Genomic DNA, 21,450 nt, shown 5'->3' with positions numbered 1-21,450 from the left:
ATATGGATATTGAATGAATACTTAATCGATATCTCATTGATATTACATCGATATCGTATCAACACAATACCTGTGAAAACCACACCTAAACTAGTATAGTCCTTATTCATCATGACATCCGCCAAGCTCCAACCTAGCATTCACCCAATAAAAGAAGCGCCTTATCTCTGTAAACGAGACAGGGCGCTTCTTTATATCATAATATCAAATACAATTGATATTACGCGTGCATGGTCTGAGCTGTACATAACAAGCGCATATACCACGCACTTCAATTTAAATGTTATAAGTTCATTGTTATAAGAATAATTCATTCATTTGGGCAATCAATCACCAACTTGCCACCTATTCGATATCACTATAAAATTGCCCATCTTCATAGACCATTCTATAAAGCCATCAAACCAATATTCGCTTGCTATCTCTTGCAAAAACAAGTATGTACTCCATCAAAGTACTCACTTATTTTATGCCAGATCGTGACCTTGATTCTAATCGTAGCAGGTGTTATACCGATCATAGTCATAGCAAGCGTGCAGTATGGCAATCATCCCATTCTAGACTGCTATAGCAGTCCACGTGAATGCTGTGAGATTAGTGGTTGTGACGGTCTTTGGCTTCGCCGACTTTTTGTTGAACTTCGCCTTTGGCTTTGTCGATTTTACCTTCGGCTTGCAGGGAAGCATTGTCTGTTGCGTTACCATACTGATCCTTTGCTTCACCTTTAATTTTGGAAATCGTACCTTTGATTTTGTCGCCCAGACCGCTATCTTTATGTTCTGTCATAATAAACATCTCCTTTTCGTAAGTTGTTCATGTTAGGTATTCATGTATCGATTGGAGCATGCTTTCTATTACCCCCGATAAATTGCATTTAAACAAAAGCTCACATGCTGGATGATGCTCTTTCTTCGGGTAATAAGATTTTGTCCATGGGAAATATCACAGCTTCACGGGAAAGTTGAACAACGGCTGTGCTTCTGTATAATCGTGCTTATAGGCTAGGTAGCTGGCAATGCTGATGCATGCATGGCGATACATAGAAAAAGGAGGGAGCATATACAGATGATTAAGGCGGTTGTATTTGACTTTGATGGATTGATTCTGGATACGGAAACGGTGTGGTTTGAATGCTATAAGAAGGTGCTGGCTCGGTATCGTTTGGAGCTAACACTGGAGCAATTTGCACCTAGCATCGGTACGCATAATGACGATTTTCGTAACTATATTGAACGTGAGCTAAAGGAGCCTGGCATCGGTCGCACGATTGAGCAGGAGGTATCTGCGATGATTCCAGGGCGTGTGGATATGCTGCAAGCGCGTGCAGGCGTACAGTCGTATTTGGAGGAAGCGAAGGGGCTGGGATTACGGATCGCGCTCGCTACAAGCTCGGATCGTAAATGGATTGAATATTATTTACAGCGTCTGGAGCTACGAGACTATTTTGAAGTGATTAAGACGAGCGATGATGTATCCGCGGTGAAGCCCGATCCAGAGCTGTATCTACGAGTGATCGATGAGCTCCGTATTCCAGCGCATGAAGCGGTTGCTTTTGAAGACTCGCTTAATGGACTACGTGCAGCCAAGGGTGCAGGGCTGCATTGCACGATCGTACCGAATCCGGTAACGTCATTCCTGCCATTTGAGCATTACGATCTACGGTTAGCTTCGATGGAGGAGATGTCGTTATTGGATGTGCTGACTCGCTTGCAGTTTCAGGCATAGTAGGCTGGATATAATCGTTATATGTTTGTTGCAAAGTATGGATGCTAGAGTGCGCTCATAGGAAGTAGGATACACCGATCCTTAAATCGATATCTGATATCCATTCTAACGCTCTGACAAAGGTGATACAGGACATGGACTAGATTATTTGATCGGTGATACAGCTCCTTCATTAGATGATTTAATCAGCTATACAGATTCTTCATCAGATTGCTTGATCGGTGATGCAGAGTATTCACTAGACTGTTGGGTCGGTTATATCTTCATGTACTTCAATACTGGCGCGTGTACCTCTGCATAAATCGGGTATATAACCTCTACATGGCATATACGGCAGCAGGCCATTCACCTATAGCATACAGGAGGATACGGCATTGAAATTGTTTATTCATCGCAAAGACCTGCGCACACATGATCTGGCAGGTTTTGATTATTTAAAAGAGAGCGGCGCGGAGAGCCTACATCTGCTCATTATCGATCCCTTTTTGCTGCGTAAGCATCGGGAAAAAGAGCATAGCGGCATCAACTTTCTCGGTCACGCGCATCGGCTGATGCGTCAGTATCATAAGCACCAGCGCGAGCTACACATTGCGTACGGGAAGCCGGAGGATGTGCTGGATGCGATTTTGGAGCAGTATGAGATTGATGAGGTGGTAGCCCATCGTGATTTTACACCGTATGCACGTGAGCGTGATCGGAAGCTTGCTCATGTAGCGAAGCAACATGGTGCGGAGTTCACACTGCTGCTGGATCATATGATGATTCATGTGGAGCCTTTTACCGATTTCACGGGCAAGGACGGCTATTATAAGGTATTTTCTGCTTTTCATCGCAAATGGCTCGACTTTCTGGATACGAATCCGAATCCAGTTTCACCCGTATCGCTGGGTGAGCTGAAGGTGAGTAAGCAGAAGCTGGAGCTATCTGAGCAATTCAAGCTTCCATTTGCGATGGACGACTTCAAGCCAGCAGATGATCCACAGTCCAAGCTAGAGCAGTTTGTGAAGGGGAAAATTAAGGATTATGGCGAGGAGCGCGACTATTATGCGATCGATCCATCCAGTGAGCTGAATCCGCATCTGGTCGCGGGTGCGCTGTCGGTGCGAGAGATGTATAGCAGTGCGATTGACCGGGAGCAGAGTGAGGAATGGATTCGGCAGATTGCCTTTCGGGACTTTTACTTATATCAGGCGATCTATGACGAGAATTATTTCCAGTATGAGAAGAAGTATGATCTGTCCGCGCTGGATGATCGTCATTTTGAAGCATGGTATAAGGGCGAGACGGGGATTCCGGTTATCGATGCTTCGATGCGTCAATTGAATGAAACAGGCTGTATGCACAATCGCCTGCGCATTTTATCGGCTATGTTTTTGACGAAAAATCTGCAATGTCCGTTCACGCTGGGGGAGCAGTATTTCCGCCGTAAGCTGCTCGACTATGATAATATTATCAATCGCGGCAACTGGATGTGGTGTGCCTCGCTCGGTGTGAATGCGTCGCCGTATTTCCGTGTGGTGAATGCGGTAACCCAGTCGGCAAAATATGATCCAGAAGGCGATTATATTCGGCAATGGCTGCCTGAGCTGAAGCATCTGTCCGCCAAAGAGATTCATCAGCCACGTCCCGATGCGATTGTCGATCTCAAAAAATCTCGCGCCGCAGCGATCGACGTGTACAAGGGAATTGTGAACAGCTTGTAAAAAATGTCCCAACCGATATGCATATACAGGAATAAAGAGCCATTTTTGTTAATCTACAGTTAACAAAACGACTCTTTTTTTACATTTTGCCCCTGTTTCCCCGTACATTGCGTTAATTATCGATTGGTACAATCAATTCGGCAAGCAAGTCTATACATAGGATGAACCGAGCGGATCGGTATTCCAAAACAGCCATATGAATAAGGAGATGAGTATACGATGATGAGTACAATGAAGAAGCAGGGCAAGCGCAAGGTAGCCTCTGTCATGGCAGGGGTATTGGCATCCTCGATGCTGCTGACTTTTCCGGCAGGTGTAAGTGATGCAGCAGCGAAGGAGCAGCCAGAGATAAAGGCGAAAAATGTCATTATGCTCATTCCAGATGGCATGGCACAGGATGCGACAGCACTGGCGCGCTGGTACAATGGCGGCGAGATGCTAGCACTGGATGAAATGGCAAGTGGACTTGTGCGCACCTATTCCGCAGATGCAGCGATTGCCGATTCAGCACCAGCTGGAACTGCTTTTGCAACTGGCTACAAATCTCATACGGGTTATGTAGGCGTATTGCCTGACCAGAACACGATGCCAGGCTTGAAGCCGATCGCGCCGGGTGATGCGAAGCGTCCAGTCGCTAATCTAGTAGAAGCGGCCAAGCTGTCCAACAAGGCGACGGGTATTATCGCCACCTCCGAAATTATGCACGCGACACCAGCAGATTTTAGCGCCCACTATCCAGATCGCAGTAATTATGATGCGCTGAGTGAGCAGCAGGTGTACGCAGGTATCGATGTGGTACTGGGTGGAGGCGCGCAATACTTTACCGCAGCAGGACGTAAGGATGGCGAGGATCTAACCGCAGCGATTCATCGTCTGGGCTACAATGTCGTCACCGATACAGCAGGGCTTAAAGCAGCGAGCAATGGCAAGGTATGGGGCATGTTCGCGAACAAGGCGATGGATTATGATATGGATCGCGATCCTGCCAAGCAACCGAGTCTGGCAGAAATGACATCCAAGGCGATTGAGATTCTGTCGAAGGATCAGGATGGATTTTTCCTGATGGTCGAAGGCAGTAAGGTCGACTGGGCAGCCCATGCGAACGATCCAATCGGCATTATCAGCGATGTGAATGCATTTGATAAAGCGGTAGCGGAAGCACTAGCATTCGCGAAAAAGGATGGCAATACACTTGTAATCGCTTCGACTGACCATATGAACGGCGGTCTGACGATCGGTGACCGTGAAACGTCTAACAACTACGACGAGCTGCCACTGTCCACCTTTATCGATCCACTGAAAAAGGCAAAAGTAACGGGCGAGGGCATCGAAAAGCTGTTGAACAGTGACCGTAGCAATATAGTGCAGGTAATGAGCGAAAGCTTTGGCATTACCGATCTGACGGCGGACGAGATTGCTGCAATCAAAGCAACCAAAGCAGGCAGCATGAACTACACGGTAGGCCCAATCATTAGCAAGCGCGCACATATCGGCTGGACAAGTAATGGACATACGGGCGGCGATGTGGTGCTGTATTCCTACGGTCCTGGCGGCAAGCAGCTGACTGGACTGGTTGAAAATACAGACCTCGCCCGTTATATGGAAAGTGCGCTGGGCTTGAATCTTGCTTCTGTAACCCAGCAGCTATTCGTACCCGCAGAAGCTACATTTGCTGCTAAAGGGGCAACCGTAACATGGGATCGCACAGATGAGCGCAATCCTGTGATGGTTGTAACGAAGGGCAGCGACACACTGCGTCTGCCTGTATACAAAAACACAGCCATTCTGAATGATAAAACCATCAACCTGAACGGAACGATCGTCTTCAATGGCGAAAAAACATTCGTACCACAGACAGCGATTGACCTGATTCGTTAAGCTGGAGTGTATGTAATCTACGTAATGTAGTGTCGCTTACCCTACGATATATAAAGAAAACCCCTTTCTTGCTGGTAACCAGTAGAAAGGGGTTTTTGGCATGCGGATGGGACTGGTATTGAACTCCTGTTATGGTGATATGAACGCGTATGATTAGATGTAGCTCATTTCATCTAGCGCATGTCCTTTCAATCTGAAGCCTACCCTATAGGGAAATAACATACAGCACAGTAAACATAACACTCTGCTCGATTATTGCTGATTCATCTCATGCTTATCCGATAACGCATTCTGCTCCGCCAGCATCGTAATTAGCTCCTGTGCATTAGGCGTCGCATCGCCAGCCGAATTGTTATTAAACACGACATAGATATTTTCGCTCTCCTTTTGCAGTTCCAGCAAGCGATCGCGCCATTCAGTTAACTCCTCAGTGCTATAGCGATACAGATAACGTAGCTTGCGCCAGTCTGGATGACTGCTCTTATGCCAGCCGTCCACATTGCGTCCGTGCATACGTACATAGGTTGCCTGCGATGAGGTGGCTGCACTGATGATCGGAATCGAGCCAATACCTGCCTGTGGCTCGTCGACAATCGTGTGAATCCAATCCTCCTTACGCATGAAGTCCAGCGTGCGCTCGCGGAACTCTGGCATATACCAGGTGCGATTGCGGAATTCCAATGCACATGGTATATCCTTCATCAGCTCGCGTGTCTCACGCAGTGTATCGACATTTTCACGGGTACAGTCAAACCATGGTGGATATTGAAATAGCGCCATCCTTAGCTTGCCTGCGTCAATCGCAGGTTGCAGCGATACGTGAAAAGCCGCAAACATCTCTTCCTTCGTATCAAAGTAATTCTTTTTACCGCGCAGATGCCCGGTCATCCCCTGATACGCCTTGAAAATAAAGCCAAAATGCTCCGGTGTCTGCTCCACCCAGCGCGTTACATTTTTAACAGGCTGCACAGCATAAAAGGAGCTATCGATCTCCACAATCGGAAAATGTGAGCTATAGGCAGGCAAGCGCTCCGGTGCTTTGAGCTTGCCATACAGCTCCGGGTGATCGCCAAAGCCAGTTAAACCAATCTCGATCATTCCTCATCTCTCCTTTACCGGGAAGTAGCCTCATATCATCGTTGTTCGAGAGGAGTTAATCCTTTACATATGTACAGTGTATTAAACCAATCGGCTTGATCCGAATACATCGACAAGGGAGTAGTCCTCCTAAGCAGGTAGCAGAATGAAGTACGATCTGCATCAACCGGTACAGGCAGGACGATACGCCAAGGGAGGGGGGCAACTACAAGGAGATAACTTACCAGTTCAAGCTATGGCTACATCCAGTCTGAGCAGGGTCTACAGTAATGATGAACCAGAATAATCGAATGACAGAACGTATACATAGAAAAAATAAATTCGTATATTCAAAATTTGCTAGATATTGTTATATTTTTTTAGTGATTCATAAAGTAAACTAAACGTATTGAATCATGTTATATGCTACGGAAAACCGCGTGCTGACGGGAGTGGTCGGCTGTTACTTAAAATGCAAGCTTACTCTAAGCCGAGCATCTAGCGAGCCAAAGTCACATTGCTTTACGCTAACTAGAAACCAGGGGACTCAGATCGGATAATACGGCTTGGCGGAGCTGCATTTAGCATGAGGATATACAAATAGAATCAAAGGGGGAATGAAATCAGTGAGTTCTATTGCTTACCGTGCCAGTTGGAAAATTGCACTGGTGTTTTTACTCGTATTGGGCACCTTATCCATAGGTACACATACGACAAGGTCAGCTCATGCTGCTGCTGCCGAGCCTTATATCGGAGAAATTCAACTGTTTCCGTATAACTATGCACCGGATGGCTGGTTATTTGCTGCGGGTCAATCGATGAACATCTCACAGAATCAAGCGTTATTTGCTTTACTGGGAACGCAGTATGGTGGAGATGGAAGAACTACATTTAATTTACCCGATCTAACCTCATTATCCGTTCCTGATGGTATGGGCTATTATATTGCCATAAACGGAATATTTCCTAGTCGAGGTGATTGGAGTACAGATAGTAGCGTTCAAGCTCTAGCTGGTGAAGTACGGTTATTCCCGTACAGCTATACTCCGAGTGGCTGGGCGCGCCTGGATGGTTCTGTTTTGCAAAAGTCACAGTTTCCTTTGCTCTACAGTGTACTTGGATCGCAATCGGATACGAGCAGTCAAACGTTCCAATTGCCCACTATCACTAATCCGTTACCAGGGAAGCAGCTGTTTTTTGCTATCGCTCTATCGTCTGCCAACCCGAATCAGCAGGGGCGAGATATCGGAGACGGGACCGGTAATGAATTTGTAGGGGAAACGATCCCATTTGTCGTTCCAATGCAAACGCAAGTCTATCCAACAGATGGACGTACACTGAATATAGGTGAAAATCAGGCTTTATTTGCATTGATGGGGAACAAATTTGGTGGAGATGGTGTACAGCGATTTCAGTTGCCTAATCTGACGAGCAACCCGTATTCCTTTTATTATTACACGTTTTCAATGGGCCTTTATCCTAGTTATGGCTCGTCCGGGTCTGCACCATCATCTCTGGCAGGCACCAATACCATCGCTACAGTCGGTTCAGGTCGTACTCAGGAATATAGCAAGACCGATTTGCTATCTTCTTCCAATGGAACAGGAGTCTCCATACGCACACAACCACTGTATGGAACGGTCACGGATACGGGAAGCCGATTGATCTATACAGCGCCAGCAAGCTATACAGGCGCAGATCAGTTCACGATTCGCACGTATAATGCCAATGGCTTTGCCAGAGGATATTCGACCATTAAGGTGAACGTGGAGCTATCACAGCCGCCTGCAATTACAGGTGTGAGCAATGGTGGTTTATACAATCAGGCAGTGACACCTGTAATCAGCCGGGGCTTGTCGACGATGCTGAATGGTCAGCCATTTACAAGCGGAACGCCAATTACGGCAGAAGGTAGCTACACGCTACTGGCAACGAACAATTATGGCGTATCGCAGGTTCAATTTACGATTGATTCCACGCCACCTGTTGTCAGCGGCATAGCAAACGGCGGACGTTACACTGTACCGCCAACCATTTCGTTTAATGAGGGTACAGCTAAGCTGAATGGTGCGGCATTTACGAGTGGAGGGTCCATCAGTCAGGAAGGGAATTATACCCTGATCGTTACAGACGCAGCGAACAATAGCTCCACCATCACGTTTAGCTATTATGCGCCGCGTGTGCTTTCCTTTAACAGTAATGGCGGAACGAGCGTAGCTACACAAAATCTGTATTACGGTGATCTGGGTGTGGAGCCGGCTGTACCTACACGCACGGGCTACACCTTTACCGGCTGGTATCGTGATGCAGCATTGACACAGCTATTTAATTTTGCGAGTACAGCCATCACAGCGAATACACAGCTGTACGCAGGCTGGAGTATCAATCAGTATGTGGTCAGCTTTAACACTGGTGATGGGACAGCAATCGCACCTGTGACCGTGAACTATGGCTCACAAGTGAGTGCTCCGACCCCGCCTACGCGTACAGGCTACTCGTTTCATGGCTGGTATAGCGATGCGGCGCTGACCCAGCAGTTCGACTTTGCGAATACAGCGATCACATCCTCTACACAGCTTTATGCGAACTGGATCGTTAATCAGTATAACGCCAGCTTTGCAAGTAATGGCGGGACATCTGTAGGCGATGTAATAGTGAGCTATGGCTCGCCTCTGGCTGAGCCGACCTCACCAACACGCACCGGATATACATTTACAGGATGGTATGCGGATGCGGCGCTAACCCAGCGGTTTGATTTTTCCACAACACAGTGGAGTAAAGACTTCACGCTATTTGCAGGCTGGAATATCAATCAGTATACGGTTAGCTTTGATAGTAATGGTGGAACAGCAGTTGCCAATTCAGCAGTAAATTATGGCGCGGCACTGAATACTCCAACCGAACCGACACGGACAGGTTATTCGTTTACCGGCTGGTACACTGATGCTGCGCATACGCAGCGGTTCGATTTTGCAAATACAACCATCACAGCAGACCTGCACCTGTATGCAGGCTGGAATATTAATCAATATACCGTTAGCTTTGACAGTGGTGGCGGATCAGCGATAGCAGATCGTGCGCTCGATTATAATACGCTTCTCAGTGAGCCGACCGCACCTACACGCACAGGCTATACGTTTAATGGCTGGTATCGTGATGCCGCACATACGCAGCGCTTTGATTTTGTAGGTACACCTGTAACGGCGAATATGCAGCTGTATGCGGATTGGACGCTACAATCCTATACAGTCACATTCAATGTCTACAGCGGAGCCAGCGTGCCGAATCAGACGATACCGTATGGTACGCTGATCACACGTCCAGCTGATCCGGTACAAGCGGGTCATACATTTACGGGCTGGTATCGTGATGCCGCGCATACGCAGCCATTCGACTTCCAGGCGCTTATTACAACTCCAGTCACCGTGTATGCAGGCTGGTCAACGAACCAGTATACCGTTACGTTTAACAGTAACGGTGGTACAGCGGTAAGTGATCAGAAGCTGGACTATGGTAGTCCATTAGCCGATCCACAGCAGCCGACACGTAACGGTTATACGTTTACCGGCTGGTATCGTGATGCAGGCTTACAGCAACGGTTTGATTTTGCCTCATCCGTTATTCGTGAGGATATGCAGCTGTATGGTGGATGGGAACGTAACCAGTATACAGTAGGCTTTGATACGTATGGTGGTTCTGTTGTTCGGGATGTGTATATCGGCTACGGCGATATGCTGACCGTACCGAATGCACCGACAGCGGATGATGCAGGCTCGGTATTCGCAGGCTGGTTTGCCGATCCACAGCATCGTTTGCCATTTGATTTTAGTCAGCCGATCGTTTCGAATCTGATTCTGTATGCGAAATGGGCGGTACGCGTACAACAGATTACATTTGATACAGATGGCGGTACGTCGATCACAGCGCAATCCGCAGCCTATGGCGATCGTCTATCGCGTCCGGCTGATCCACAGCGTGCAGGCTATACGTTTGCAGGCTGGTACACGGATGCCGGGCATAGTCAGGCATTTGACTTTGCAACAACGACCGTGACGGCGGATATGACATTGTATGCGAAATGGAATATCGCCGTGCGTGCGATTACATTTGATTCAGCAGGTGGAACATCGGTCGCGAACCAGAGCGTCAACAACGGAGATACCGCTTCACGTCCTGCTGATCCGCAACGTACCGGCTATACCTTTGCCGGCTGGTATACGGATGCTGCACATCGTCAGCCATTTGACTTTGCAGCTACTGTAACAGCGGATATGACATTGTATGCAAACTGGACAGCTGTAAAATCATCGGATAGCGGTAGCTCAGGTAGTAGTGGAGGCAGTAAAGCGCAATCTAATACCAACAACGATGCCTCGACTTCCACCGCAGCTAGCATAGTGATTCCGACAGGACAAGCGGGTCAGCTTCGACTGGGCTCTGGCGTGCTGCTGGAGGTGCCTGCTGGAGCATCCGATCAGTCACTGGAGATTAAAGCCAGTGTGATGACGACACCAACAACAGGGCTCCAAGATAACCAGCGTGTTGTCAGCCCGGTGTATGAATTCCTCAAAAACACAGAGGGCACCTTCAAGGTTCCGGTGAAGCTGACACTGAGCTTTGATCCAACTCAACTGCGCAGCAACGAGAAGCTGGCTGTCTTTTATCAGACAAAGGCAGATGAGCCGTGGACGATGGTAGAGGATGGCACGATTGATGGAAGCAAGATTAGTGTGGATGTAAATCACTTTACACGCTTTACAGTCATGGCAATTCCAGCAACGACATCAGCCACACCGTCTACAGGCGATAACCCAGCTCCAGTAGATACTAATTTTAGCGATATTACAGGTCACTGGGCAGCGACAAGCATTCGTGAAGCGGCATCACTCGGTATTGTCAAAGGCTACGCGGATGGCACCTTCCATCCAGCTGCACAGGTGACACGCGCCGAATTCACCGTCATGCTCGTTCGGATGCTAAAACCATCAGCACAGAATGCCAGTTCTACAGCATCTACCTTTACAGATGAAGGTCAGATTGGAGCCTGGGCACGCGACGATATCGCTACAGCCAGCGCACTGGGCTGGGTAAAAGGCGATGCAAACGGCGCTTTCCGCCCTAACTCATCCATCACACGCGCAGAGATGGCCGTCATGGTCAGTCGTGCAATGGCATTAACGAATGCAACGACTACGCTCTCCTTTACAGATGCAGGAACAATCCCCGTCTGGGCAAAAGAGGCAGTATCTCAAATGCAGCAATCCAACTTCATGAATGGACGCGCCAACGGCAACTTCGACCCATCCGCAGTCACAACACGCGCCGAAGCAGCCCAGGTACTAATACAAGCACACCAGCAACAAAAATAAAAAACAAAAAATTACACCATCCAGGATGCCTACGAAGCTACAACATCGTAGGCATCCTGAACGCAACCAAACAGTACAATCCCATACCCAACTAACCAGCACTTCAAGTAAAACCAGCTACCATAACAGAGTACAAGAAAAGAGCATAAGAACAGAATACAAAAAAGAACACAAAAACAGAGAACAAGCAAAAGCGACTTTCCCATCACACCTGATCGGGAAAGTCGCTTTTTCTATCCATAATTTTAAAGGTTTTTTAATAGTTCTAATGATCCTCACGATAATTTCTCATGTCTCAATGCCCTCCCATGCCACGACGCCAGTCGTGCATGCAACACCCCATTGATGCGAGCATTGCGGAACGAAGGGAAGGAAATAAGGGGAAAGGACGACTTACAGTGTTAGCGATTTCCTAACACGGGTTTCAATGAAAAAGTGATTTTTGCGAAAGCAAAATATCTTACAGCTTCCGAGGGGCGGGAATCTACATTCTCTCCTACTCCGTAGATTCCTGTGCGAGAACGGAGTCCGTCCCCTTATTCCTTCCCGGAGTGAACCCCCTCCATCACCCCAGTTTGCCAGCACAACAAAGTCACTGATTTTTTTATAGCAACTCTGGTTAAATAGACATGTAAGACATCTTAATGCAGTCTTTATCTAAAGGAGGGCTAATGACAATGAGTACAGAAGCAATCTTTGAAGCGATGAAGAAAAGAAGAAGTATCTACGGCATCAGCAAGGAAGCCGTAACATCCGACGAGCGCATTCAGGAAATTGTGGAGCAGGTTGTCCTGCACACGCCATCCGCGTTCAACTCCCAGACCGCTAGAATCATCATCTTGCTTGGCGAGAAGCATGATCAGCTGTGGGATTACACCGCGAATATACTTAAAGAAATCGTACCGGCAGACAGCTTTGAACCGACCCAGCAAAAGATGGATAGCTTCAAAGCAGGCTACGGCACGATTCTATTTTTCGAAGATGAAGCCGTGATCCGCAGTATGCAGGATCAGTTCCAGGCATATCAGGATAAATTCCCGGTATGGTCACAGCAGGCGAACGGTATGCATCAGTACCTGATCTGGACGCTGCTGGAAGCCGAAGGCTACGGCGCATCCCTGCAACACTATAACCCGCTGATCGATGAAAAGATCAAAGCCGAGTGGGACATCCCAGAAAGCTGGACGCTTGTGGCACAGATGCCGTTTGGTAAGCCGACAGCACCTGCGGGAGACAAGGAATTCAAGCCACTGGAAGAGCGCATTCGCACGCTGCGTTAAGCTTGACCATCCGATAAGAAAAATGTATTCCGTTCACAGCTCAGTAGCTGTGACGAATACGTGATCTGACGGATATCCATACGTATAGAACGAACAGCCTTCTTCACATACCTGTCAGGGTAGCGAGGAAGGCTATTTGCTTATTAGACAAGCTATTGTAGCGTTGTATAACCTTGTGGATGCTGAATAACCGGGTCAAGCTAGACATACGGTTCGCTCAGCTTGTTGTAGCACGAATACATATGATCCTTCTGTACTCAATAAATAGGTGGTCCAGTGGAAACCTTATGATTGCCGCCTCAATGGCCGTTATTCAGCAGCTGTCACCTCAAATGCAATCTCCCCCACCTGCACACCATTCACATACAGATGCACATGATGCACACCTGGATAATATACACGCGTCGTAATCAGCTTGAACGAATGCCTTTTACGCATCACATGCCGTCCGGGTGCAAAGTCACGAGATACCCAGCGGAATCGCTTGGGCGCCTGCTTGCCATTCGCCTTTACAAATTGCATCTCATAATCGATCCGTACATTTTGCGCAGTAGCGGCTTCATTATGCATGACAAATGACAGCTCCACCTCTTCGCCAATCGGCACGACCTCACGGTTCACATGTAGCTCACTAACACGAATATGCTCACTTGGCAAATAGCCGAATAACTCCATAATGACCGGATGATCCTGCTTGAGCAGTGTGCGACAGCCATGCTTCACAATCCAGTCGGTATGCGGATGCTGTCCATACCAGCTGCGTGCGACCTCAGCGATCCGCTCCGGATGATCCTTGGCGATATCGTTCAGATGATTCGCTACACTTTTCCGTACATAGAGAGACGGGTCTTGTTTTAACAGCTCCAGCACGGCAAGTGTAGGCTCCGGGTCTTGGATGAACATGCGTAGCTGGAATGACCACGGTAAGCGCGGACGGAAGCCCTCGCTGGCAAGTCGGCGTACATGCTCATCCTCATCGGTAGCCCAGCTACGCATTTGCTCCAGCATGCGCCCTGTATCCTGCATAATAAAGGGACGTACTGCGAACTCGGAGCTGGAATACGGTGTCAGCTTCGCGAGTGCAGGGATCGATAGCTCTGGCTGCTCCATTCCGTTCAGCTCGATACAATCCGGGAAGAACAGATACTCTACACCACGACATTGTGGTGCCATCGCGATCAGTAGCTCGATCATCCCCTCATAGGATAGCTGTAGTGCTCCGGTGAACGCTTCGCTAATGCGACGAATGCGCTGTTTAAAAGCAAGGTCGTCCCAGCCTTCGGCATGAACAAGAGTGAAGAAACGCTGTGCGTCAAAGGCAGTCGTATGCTGCTGTACGATCGTAATAAAATGCTGTAGAAATGCAGTGCTATAGCGTTCTTTGAATGTTTCCATATGTACCTCCGTGTTGTGTAGGCTGTCCCATCGATCAAGCGTATCTTTTGATTAATTTCAGCATAGCATGGAATGGTGACAGATTCTGTCGCCATTTTTGATACAATACAAATATAAGCTTCGTATCGGAAATGATGTCAGCCTACTACCGACAATCAAACATTCGTTTACGTTTACATAAGGCTGCTTATCATTCAATCTACAAAAAGAGGTGCTCGTTCCATGTCCAAATCACAACGCTTAATTGAGCTTATGCTCACCGTGAATACGCGGCGTAAGTTCACTGCCTCCGAGCTGGCACAGCAGTTTGGTGTGTCCCGGCGAACGATCCAGCGTGATTTGCAGGAGCTGGGGATGGCAGGAGTGCCACTATATGCTGAGCCAGGCGCAGCAGGGGGATATCGTGTGTTGCGTGAGCGGATGCTGCCCCCGATTTTATTTTCGGAAAATGAGGCGGTGGCGATGTTTTTTGCCTATCAATCGCTGCGTAATTATCGGTCACTTCCGTTTCAAAAGGAATCGACCTCGGCGCTGGATAAGTTTTATCATTATCTGCCTGCGGAGACGAAGCAGCGGATTCGTGAGCTAGAGGCACGGTTTGCCTTTTGGACACCTGTACGCAACTTGGAGGCGCCATATTTATCCGAGCTGGTGGATTATTGTGTCGAACAGACAGTGGTGGAGATGGTGTACGATTCGAGCGCAGGGGAGGAGAAGCGGCGCATACAGCCGCTTGGTGTGTATGCGAGCAGTGGGCTATGGTATGTAGTTGCGTATTGTATGGGACGCAAGCAGCTTCGTACATTTCGTGTGGATCGAATTAAGAAGCTAGCCACTGATCCAGGCGCTGTTGATCAACAGGATTTCTCGCACTGGACGATTGGCGAGTATCTTGGTCATGCATCAGAGGAGCGTACCTTGCCGATGCGTGTTCAGCTAGAGCGAGAAGGCGTTCGCCGCTGTCAAACCGATCCGTGGATGGAACAGGGATTAACGATCGCATCAGATGGTACAGGCGTATTGGAACTACCTTTACCAGAATCATATATACCGTGGGTAGTGCAGTTTTTTGCCAGCTGTGGGACTGCTGCACGAGTGGAATCACCACCGGAGCTACTGGATGGATTACGCGCATGGATTGTGGGACTTCAGCAGCAATATGGGCAATAAGGCAGTATGGACAATAATGGAGCAGCATCGCTACCGGATGGATTGGATCAAGGGGACAGAATTATCGCTTGTGGATGCTACGGAATGGAATATCCGTTCCAAGCTTGTACTGCTTGGCAGACGGATGAGACAGCCACTTGTTGTATGAACAAATAAACCCGCAAGCCAGCATTCTCGTTTTACACGCGAGAATATGGACTTGCGGGTTAGTTATATTATGACTGATACCTACACTTATTTATCTTGTGACTCTGTATCGGAGGCTGGCTCATCAGCTGGCTTGGATGAATCTTCCTGGTCACCAGCTTCTTCGACATGCTCTACATGCTCCGCTGGCTCAATATTCAGCAGATCCGAGCCTTCCTCTAGCACGCCTTCCTCTGGCAATGCAATACAAGGCAGTCCCGATTCGTAATAAGCCTCGACTCCATCCTCGGTCAGATCCTCTTCTGGCTGAACCCATACGGATACACTGCCACCATTAACCGGGAATGTTGCCCAGCCGTCTTCCTCGATCTGTACATGGTGACGACGATTACCTGTCAGGTCGATCCAGATCTGTCCAGCGCGTTCCTCGCCGACAAACATCCGTTTCTCCCCTTCTTCACCATTGGTCATCACGACGGCACAGCCAGACCGCTCGATATCCGCGCTGCCTTTGCGTACCCAGCCAATCGTATTGGGGTGGTCAAAATAATCATCCTGCTCGCCATAGGATTTATGATAACGAGCATACAGCATGCAGTTGATCATGTCCTTTTTGTCTGGAACGGGATTCTCGCCGCCAATACCAAAATAGTCACCATAGAACACGCACGGATATCCATCCTGACGCAGTAAAATGAGCGAGTACGCCAGCGGCTTGAACCAATCCTCAATCCACGATTCCAGCGCTTCATTCGGCTGGGAATCATGATTATCGACAAAAGTAACCGCATGGGTCGGGTGTGTCTGTACGAGTGTATCATTAAAAATCGTCGACAGATCAAACGAATTACCTGATGTGGATGCCGCATGCAGCTTGTAGTGCAGCGATACATCAAACAGATCAATCTGGTAATCTACCGTATCGAGAAACTCCTGACATGCTGCTAGCTCTGGGTTCCAGAACTCGCCGACAATATAGAAATCCTGTCCACGCTTGTTGATCATCGAGCCGACAAATTCTCGAATAAATTCATAGTTAATATGCTTGATCGCATCCAGACGGAAGCCGTCACAGCGCGTCGTATCAATCATCCATTTGCCCCAGTTCGTCATTTCCTCACGTACTTCAGGCATATTGTAATCAATATTGGCAAACATCAGATAGTCATAGTTGCCAAATTCGTTATCTACATTTTCATTCCATTGCTTGTCTCCATCAGCAATACGGAAAATCCCATTACGACCCTCGCGATTATCAAAATCAGTTCCGTTAAAATGGTGATAGTTCCATTGCATTGACGAATACGTGTCGCCGCGTCCAGGGAAGGTGAACTTGGTCCAGCCTTCAATCTCAAACGGCTCGTCCGAAATTTCCTCCGTCCGATTGTTCGGATCGACCTCGACCACCTTGAATACTTCGGTTTCATCCGCTCCGGCTTTGTGGTTCATCACCAGATCGATATACACATTGAGACCGAGGCGATGACAGACAGCAATCGCGTCCAGCAGTTCCTTTTTGGTGCCGTATTTGGTGCCAACCGACCCTTTCTGGTCAAATTCGCCCAGATCGTACAGATCGTATACGCCATATCCGGTATCCTGTGGCGAATTGCCTTTCGTTACGGGCGGAATCCAGATCGTACCAATCCCCGCCCTTTTCAATTCGGGTGCCAGCTCCTGTAGCCGTTTCCAGTGTGAACCATCCGCCTCCACATGCCACTCGAAAAATTGCATCATCGTTACATTGCGATTCATGCATCTCTCTCCTTTTCTAGTTCTAGATCTCAGGCAGTTTACACGCATTGTCTAATGAAAATTAGCTTTCGCAAAGCCAAAGCTCTTTCATTTCATTTATTTACATACAAGCAAACGGCTTACCAATCAAACCAGATACGGAGGGTCTTCTGACCTCTTCATGCACATCGGTCGCAGGTGGCACGCGGCTGTGAAGAACATTACCCATTTAGTTATCGAAATTAAACACATCAGAAGCTTAGAAATGATGTATATTTTTACATCATTATCAAAATCAAGTATATTTTATTTTTTTGTATTCAAATACGTGTCTTCCAGCCATTCATCCACGTTACCATGCTCCTTCGTAATATGCTCACGACCCCAGTTACACAGCATATCCAAAATCGGCTTAAGACTCCAACCATACTCGGTCAACTCATACTCTACCTTAGGCGGCACCGTGTTATACGTAATACGGTTAATAATTCCTCTCTGCTCCAGCTCGCGAAGCTGCTGCGTCAGCATCTTTTGCGTGATTTTGGGCATATGGCGCTTCAACTCACTTGTACGCTTCTTCCCATGCGTCAAATGACACAAAATCAAACACTTCCACTTCCCCCCAATCACCTCCAACGTCGCCTCAACGGCAATATTATATTTTTTCTCCATTTTCTCTGCTGGTAACATGATCATTCCTCCTGTTTGAATAATTTTCATATATCTTGATCTTGTTTATTGTGTTCATCGTGTGAATGATCATGCGTGAGAGCATCGAACATGTACACAGGTAGTCCATAAGCTGGCTACTTTTCTCGATGGATCTAAATGTAACTTGAATGGGGTTGACGAGTAGGTTCGTTTAGAGGGCTATGCAGGTTGATGAAGTGTAAGGAAAGACCAACAACCCGCATCAAACCTGCTAAGGCACTTTTTAGTACCTATAGTACTTTTAAGTACGTACTATTCATCTTGAACTCGCTGACTCATAATAACATGTGCTGGCCAGCAATTCTAGATAGATTCGGGTGATAGAGGATGATAATGAATCGAAATACACTTGCTTTGATCGCATTGGCGATCAGTGCGTTTGCTATTGGAACGACGGAGTTTATTAGTGTGGGATTATTGCCGTTAATTGCGGATGATCTGCATATTGGGCTGTCAACCGCCGGCTTGACGGTCACACTATATGCGCTTGGCGTAACGCTGGGAGCGCCGATCTTGACCTCAGTTACAGCAGGGATGCCACGGAAAATGGTACTGCTTGGGATTATGATCGTGTTTATCATCGGTAATGGACTGGCAGCGACCGCGACGGGGATCGGCTTGTTGCTGACGGCGCGAATCATTTCAGCGCTGGCGCACGGTATTTTTATGTCGATCGGCTCGACGATTGCTGCCAGTCTGGTGCCTGAGGATCGGCGGGCGAGTGCAATCTCGATTATGTTTTCCGGGTTAACAATTGCGACGGTCACGGGCGTACCGATCGGTACGTTTATCGGGCAGCATCTGGGCTGGCGCGTTGCCTTTATCGTCATTGTAGCGATTGGGGTGATTGCCCTGATTGCGAATGCGCTACTGATTCCAGCTAGAATGGAGCAGGGGCAGCATAGTGGCGGCTGGCGTGCCCAGACGAAGCTACTCACCACGAGTCGTATTTTGATGGCACTGGTAGTTACGGCGCTGGGCTATGGTGGAACCTTTGTCGTGTTCACGTACTTGTCGCCGCTACTACATGAGATTAGTGGATTTGCTCCCTCTACGGTTGCATTACTGCTGCTGTTCTATGGTATTGCCATTGCGATTGGCAATGTGATTGGAGGTAGATTAGCTAACCGCAATCCAGTTGGTGTGCTGCTGCGCATGTTTATCGTGCAGGCGCTAGTATTGCTGCTGTTATGGTGGACGGCTCCCTATGCAGGGATTGGACTGGCAACGGTGCTGTTGATGGGCTTGTTTGCTTTTATGAATGTGTCTGGCTTGCAGGTGTATGTGCTGATGCTGGCAGAGCGATACGTACCACAGGCAGTGGATATGGCATCAGCACTGAATATCTCTGCCTTTAACGCAGGTATCGCGATCGGTGCGTATCTGGGTGGACTTGTGGTCGATCATCTTGGCTTGATCCATACGACATGGGTTGGCGCACTGATGGTGGCGGCAGCGGCGATCTTAACAGCGGTGCTGCGTGCAGGCGAGAAGCAGGAGCAGGTAGCTGGACAAGGGGAGATCGTCGAAGCAGACGCACACAACCGATCCGACGCGAAGGCGACAAGTGGCTCAGTCTGCTCGACGAGCTCCACATCATTGTTTCGATAATTAGTATCATAGAAATCGGCATCGCAGAAGTTTTAAAATGCAAAACGATATCACCTATGCTCGGCTCGTTGCATTGTTATGGAGTACGCAAGCGAATTCCAATGTAGGCAACCCATAACAAATACAACGAAACACGAAACAACTAACACGGAGGTATAACCCATGAACGTATACCAACCAACCGAAGTAACACCACAGCATATAGGCAGTCGTGTTACACTCCACAACGGAGTGGAGATGCCTGTACTGGGATTAGGTGTATTTAAGGTAGAAGAAGGACAGGAAATGATCACTGCGATCAAGGCAGCCGTGAAGCTCGGCTATCGCAGTATCGATACCGCGTCGATCTATGGCAATGAAGCAGGTGTAGGTCAAGCGGTGCAGGAGCTAATCGAGGAAGGCGTTGTGACACGAGAGGAGCTATTTATCACCTCTAAAGCGTGGAATGCCGATCTTGGCTATGAAGAAACGCTAGCCGCGTACGAGCAGTCCTTACAGCGTCTTGGATTAGACCAGCTAGATTTATACCTGATCCACTGGCCTGTACCCGGCAAATATAGGGACGCATGGCGTGCACTTGAGAAGCTATACGGTGATGGACGTGTACGTGCGATCGGAGTAAGCAATTTCCAGATTCATCATCTGGAGGATCTGCTCGCCACAGCGGAGATTGTTCCTGTCATAAACCAGGTCGAGCTCCATCCGAAGCTGACACAATACGAATTACAACAATATTGCGCGGATCATGGTATCCGTCTGGAGGCGTGGTCACCGCTGATGCAGGGGCAGCTGCTGGAGCATCCAGTGCTGGCAACTATTGCGGAGCAGCATGGTAAGCAGGTCGCGCAGATTATTTTACGCTGGAATCTACAACGCGGCGTGATCACGATTCCGAAGTCCATTTCTGCGAAGCGGATTGCAGATAATGCACAGCTATTTGACTTTGTATTAGCAGACGAGCAGATGCAGCAGATTGATGCATTAAATGAACATGTACGCGTTGGGCCAGACCCGGATCATATTGACTTTTAATACACGAATAACCCCCGTAGCGCTAAGGCTCGGGGGTTATTTTACGTATATAGGATAAGGGGTATATATACTGTAAAGGTTAATCTGAAATACATCTACACAAGCCGAGTAGGGTTGTCAGGCTTGAGGGGCTACGTGAAGCTCGCTTACGCTTCCTCTACATCAAAGCCAGCTTGCTTCCATGCTGCTGTACCACCATCGATGTACGCTACATCGGTGAAGCCCATTAGCTTCAGCGCATAAGCGCCCAGTGCAGCTTGACCGCCAGCACCGCACGTTACGAGAATCGGACGATTTCGATCGCTCAGACGCTCATCGCGCAGCTCAGCAGGTACGCCCAGATCGGCGCGGATTGGCAGCATGCCGAGGGAGATATTAACACTGCTTGGGATCAGACCACAAGCGCCAGCGTCCTTTGCATCCTGTACATCGATAACGAATGTGTCCGGATTGTTGTTAATTTTCTCGCGCGCTTCCTGGGAAGTTACGCCCGGTACGTTATTTCTTGCCTGAGTGACCATGTCTGTGAATGTCAATGCCATTGTTCATCATCCTCCTGAATTTGGGGTTTAGTAAGTATGCAATCATCATTATTTACCCTGAAAATGGTAATCCTCT

The 21,450-nt window shown here is 48.2% G+C and carries 15 protein-coding genes; 9 read left to right on the top strand and 6 right to left on the bottom strand.

All coding sequences use genetic code 11. The features are described from left to right. Window positions 1-594: 594 nt before the first annotated feature. Window positions 595-786: a CsbD family protein gene (locus IEX62_RS05565; protein ID WP_188774416.1), complete on the bottom strand. Its 192-nt coding sequence runs from the start codon at window positions 784-786 to the stop codon at window positions 595-597. 282 nt (window positions 787-1,068) lie between these two features. On the opposite strand from IEX62_RS05565, the gene IEX62_RS05560 reads away from it, so the two are divergent. The 3 genes from IEX62_RS05560 to IEX62_RS05550 all read left to right on the top strand — a co-directional run bounded on the left by IEX62_RS05560 (window position 1,069) and on the right by IEX62_RS05550 (window position 5,306). Continuing rightward, window positions 1,069-1,725: an HAD family hydrolase gene (locus IEX62_RS05560; RefSeq protein ID WP_188774599.1), complete on the top strand. Its 657-nt coding sequence runs from the start codon at window positions 1,069-1,071 to the stop codon at window positions 1,723-1,725. A gap of 374 nt (window positions 1,726-2,099) precedes the next feature. Further along, a complete protein-coding gene (locus IEX62_RS05555) occupies window positions 2,100-3,428 on the top strand; it encodes a cryptochrome/photolyase family protein (protein ID WP_188774415.1) in 1,329 nt (442 codons plus the stop codon). 219 nt (window positions 3,429-3,647) lie between these two features. Continuing rightward, window positions 3,648-5,306, top strand: coding sequence for an alkaline phosphatase (locus tag IEX62_RS05550; protein ID WP_188774414.1), 1,659 nt, complete (start codon window positions 3,648-3,650; stop codon window positions 5,304-5,306). A 252-nt stretch (window positions 5,307-5,558) separates the two neighbouring features. Here the strand turns inward: IEX62_RS05550 and IEX62_RS05545 are convergent, their stop codons facing one another. Beyond that, window positions 5,559-6,404 carry a DUF72 domain-containing protein gene (locus IEX62_RS05545; protein ID WP_188774413.1) on the bottom strand — a complete coding sequence of 282 codons (846 nt, stop codon included), beginning with the start codon at window positions 6,402-6,404 and terminating at the stop codon, window positions 5,559-5,561. A 605-nt stretch (window positions 6,405-7,009) separates the two neighbouring features. Between IEX62_RS05545 and IEX62_RS05540 the strand changes: the two genes are divergently transcribed. Together IEX62_RS05540 and IEX62_RS05535 are read left to right on the top strand one after the other, a co-directional pair. Beyond that, complete coding sequence (locus IEX62_RS05540) at window positions 7,010-11,752, top strand: InlB B-repeat-containing protein (RefSeq protein ID WP_188774412.1); 4,743 nt, start codon at window positions 7,010-7,012, stop codon at window positions 11,750-11,752. A gap of 677 nt (window positions 11,753-12,429) precedes the next feature. Beyond that, window positions 12,430-13,032: a nitroreductase family protein gene (locus IEX62_RS05535; RefSeq protein WP_188774411.1), complete on the top strand. Its 603-nt coding sequence runs from the start codon at window positions 12,430-12,432 to the stop codon at window positions 13,030-13,032. 309 nt (window positions 13,033-13,341) lie between these two features. Here IEX62_RS05535 and IEX62_RS05530 read toward each other — a convergent pair whose 3' ends face one another. Further along, window positions 13,342-14,427, bottom strand: a complete 1,086-nt coding sequence (locus IEX62_RS05530) for a DNA alkylation repair protein (RefSeq protein WP_188774410.1) — start codon at window positions 14,425-14,427, stop codon at window positions 13,342-13,344. 222 nt (window positions 14,428-14,649) lie between these two features. On the opposite strand from IEX62_RS05530, the gene IEX62_RS05525 reads away from it, so the two are divergent. Together IEX62_RS05525 and IEX62_RS05520 are read left to right on the top strand one after the other, a co-directional pair. Then, the gene (locus IEX62_RS05525) at window positions 14,650-15,597 is read left to right on the top strand and encodes a helix-turn-helix transcriptional regulator (protein WP_188774409.1); all 948 of its coding nucleotides are present in this window, start codon (window positions 14,650-14,652) and stop codon (window positions 15,595-15,597) included. After that, a complete protein-coding gene (locus IEX62_RS05520; RefSeq protein ID WP_188774408.1) occupies window positions 15,587-15,745 on the top strand; it encodes a hypothetical protein in 159 nt (52 codons plus the stop codon). The genes IEX62_RS05525 and IEX62_RS05520 overlap by 11 nt, the downstream gene beginning before the upstream one ends. An 86-nt stretch (window positions 15,746-15,831) precedes the next feature. Here IEX62_RS05520 and IEX62_RS05515 read toward each other — a convergent pair whose 3' ends face one another. Together IEX62_RS05515 and IEX62_RS05510 are read right to left on the bottom strand one after the other, a co-directional pair. After that, window positions 15,832-17,499, bottom strand: coding sequence for an alpha-amylase (locus IEX62_RS05515; protein ID WP_188774407.1), 1,668 nt, complete (start codon window positions 17,497-17,499; stop codon window positions 15,832-15,834). 285 nt (window positions 17,500-17,784) lie between these two features. Then, a complete protein-coding gene (locus tag IEX62_RS05510; protein WP_188774598.1) occupies window positions 17,785-18,150 on the bottom strand; it encodes a winged helix-turn-helix transcriptional regulator in 366 nt (121 codons plus the stop codon). Between the two features lie 366 nt (window positions 18,151-18,516). Between IEX62_RS05510 and IEX62_RS05505 the strand changes: the two genes are divergently transcribed. Further along, complete coding sequence (locus IEX62_RS05505) at window positions 18,517-19,800, top strand: MFS transporter (RefSeq protein ID WP_188774406.1); 1,284 nt, start codon at window positions 18,517-18,519, stop codon at window positions 19,798-19,800. Window positions 19,801-19,962: 162 nt separating this feature from the next. Continuing rightward, complete coding sequence (locus IEX62_RS05500; protein ID WP_188774405.1) at window positions 19,963-20,832, top strand: aldo/keto reductase; 870 nt, start codon at window positions 19,963-19,965, stop codon at window positions 20,830-20,832. A 146-nt stretch (window positions 20,833-20,978) separates the two neighbouring features. Here the strand turns inward: IEX62_RS05500 and IEX62_RS05495 are convergent, their stop codons facing one another. Then, on the bottom strand, window positions 20,979-21,374 hold the full coding sequence (locus IEX62_RS05495) for a rhodanese-like domain-containing protein (protein ID WP_188774404.1): 396 nt from the start codon (window positions 21,372-21,374) through the stop codon (window positions 20,979-20,981). Between the last annotated feature and the right edge of the window lie 76 nt (window positions 21,375-21,450).

The sequence above is a fragment of the Paenibacillus hunanensis genome (genome assembly GCF_014645615.1).
Lineage (GTDB): Bacteria > Bacillota > Bacilli > Paenibacillales > Paenibacillaceae > Saccharibacillus > Saccharibacillus hunanensis.
Note: the sequence above shows the minus strand (reverse complement) of the source record. Positions and strands in the feature narration are given on the sequence as shown.

Coding starts and splice junctions, on each gene's coding strand:
- IEX62_RS05565 (WP_188774416.1), bottom strand. CDS start 786: ATGACAGAACATAAAGATAGCGGTCTGGGCGACAAAATCAAAGGTACG.
- IEX62_RS05550 (WP_188774414.1), top strand. CDS start 3,648: ATGATGAGTACAATGAAGAAGCAGGGCAAGCGCAAGGTAGCCTCTGTC.
- IEX62_RS05545 (WP_188774413.1), bottom strand. CDS start 6,404: ATGATCGAGATTGGTTTAACTGGCTTTGGCGATCACCCGGAGCTGTAT.
- IEX62_RS05535 (WP_188774411.1), top strand. CDS start 12,430: ATGAGTACAGAAGCAATCTTTGAAGCGATGAAGAAAAGAAGAAGTATC.
- IEX62_RS05530 (WP_188774410.1), bottom strand. CDS start 14,427: ATGGAAACATTCAAAGAACGCTATAGCACTGCATTTCTACAGCATTTT.
- IEX62_RS05525 (WP_188774409.1), top strand. CDS start 14,650: ATGTCCAAATCACAACGCTTAATTGAGCTTATGCTCACCGTGAATACG.
- IEX62_RS05520 (WP_188774408.1), top strand. CDS start 15,587: ATGGGCAATAAGGCAGTATGGACAATAATGGAGCAGCATCGCTACCGG.
- IEX62_RS05515 (WP_188774407.1), bottom strand. CDS start 17,499: ATGAATCGCAATGTAACGATGATGCAATTTTTCGAGTGGCATGTGGAG.
- IEX62_RS05510 (WP_188774598.1), bottom strand. CDS start 18,150: ATGGAGAAAAAATATAATATTGCCGTTGAGGCGACGTTGGAGGTGATT.
- IEX62_RS05505 (WP_188774406.1), top strand. CDS start 18,517: ATGATAATGAATCGAAATACACTTGCTTTGATCGCATTGGCGATCAGT.
- IEX62_RS05500 (WP_188774405.1), top strand. CDS start 19,963: ATGAACGTATACCAACCAACCGAAGTAACACCACAGCATATAGGCAGT.
- IEX62_RS05495 (WP_188774404.1), bottom strand. CDS start 21,374: ATGGCATTGACATTCACAGACATGGTCACTCAGGCAAGAAATAACGTA.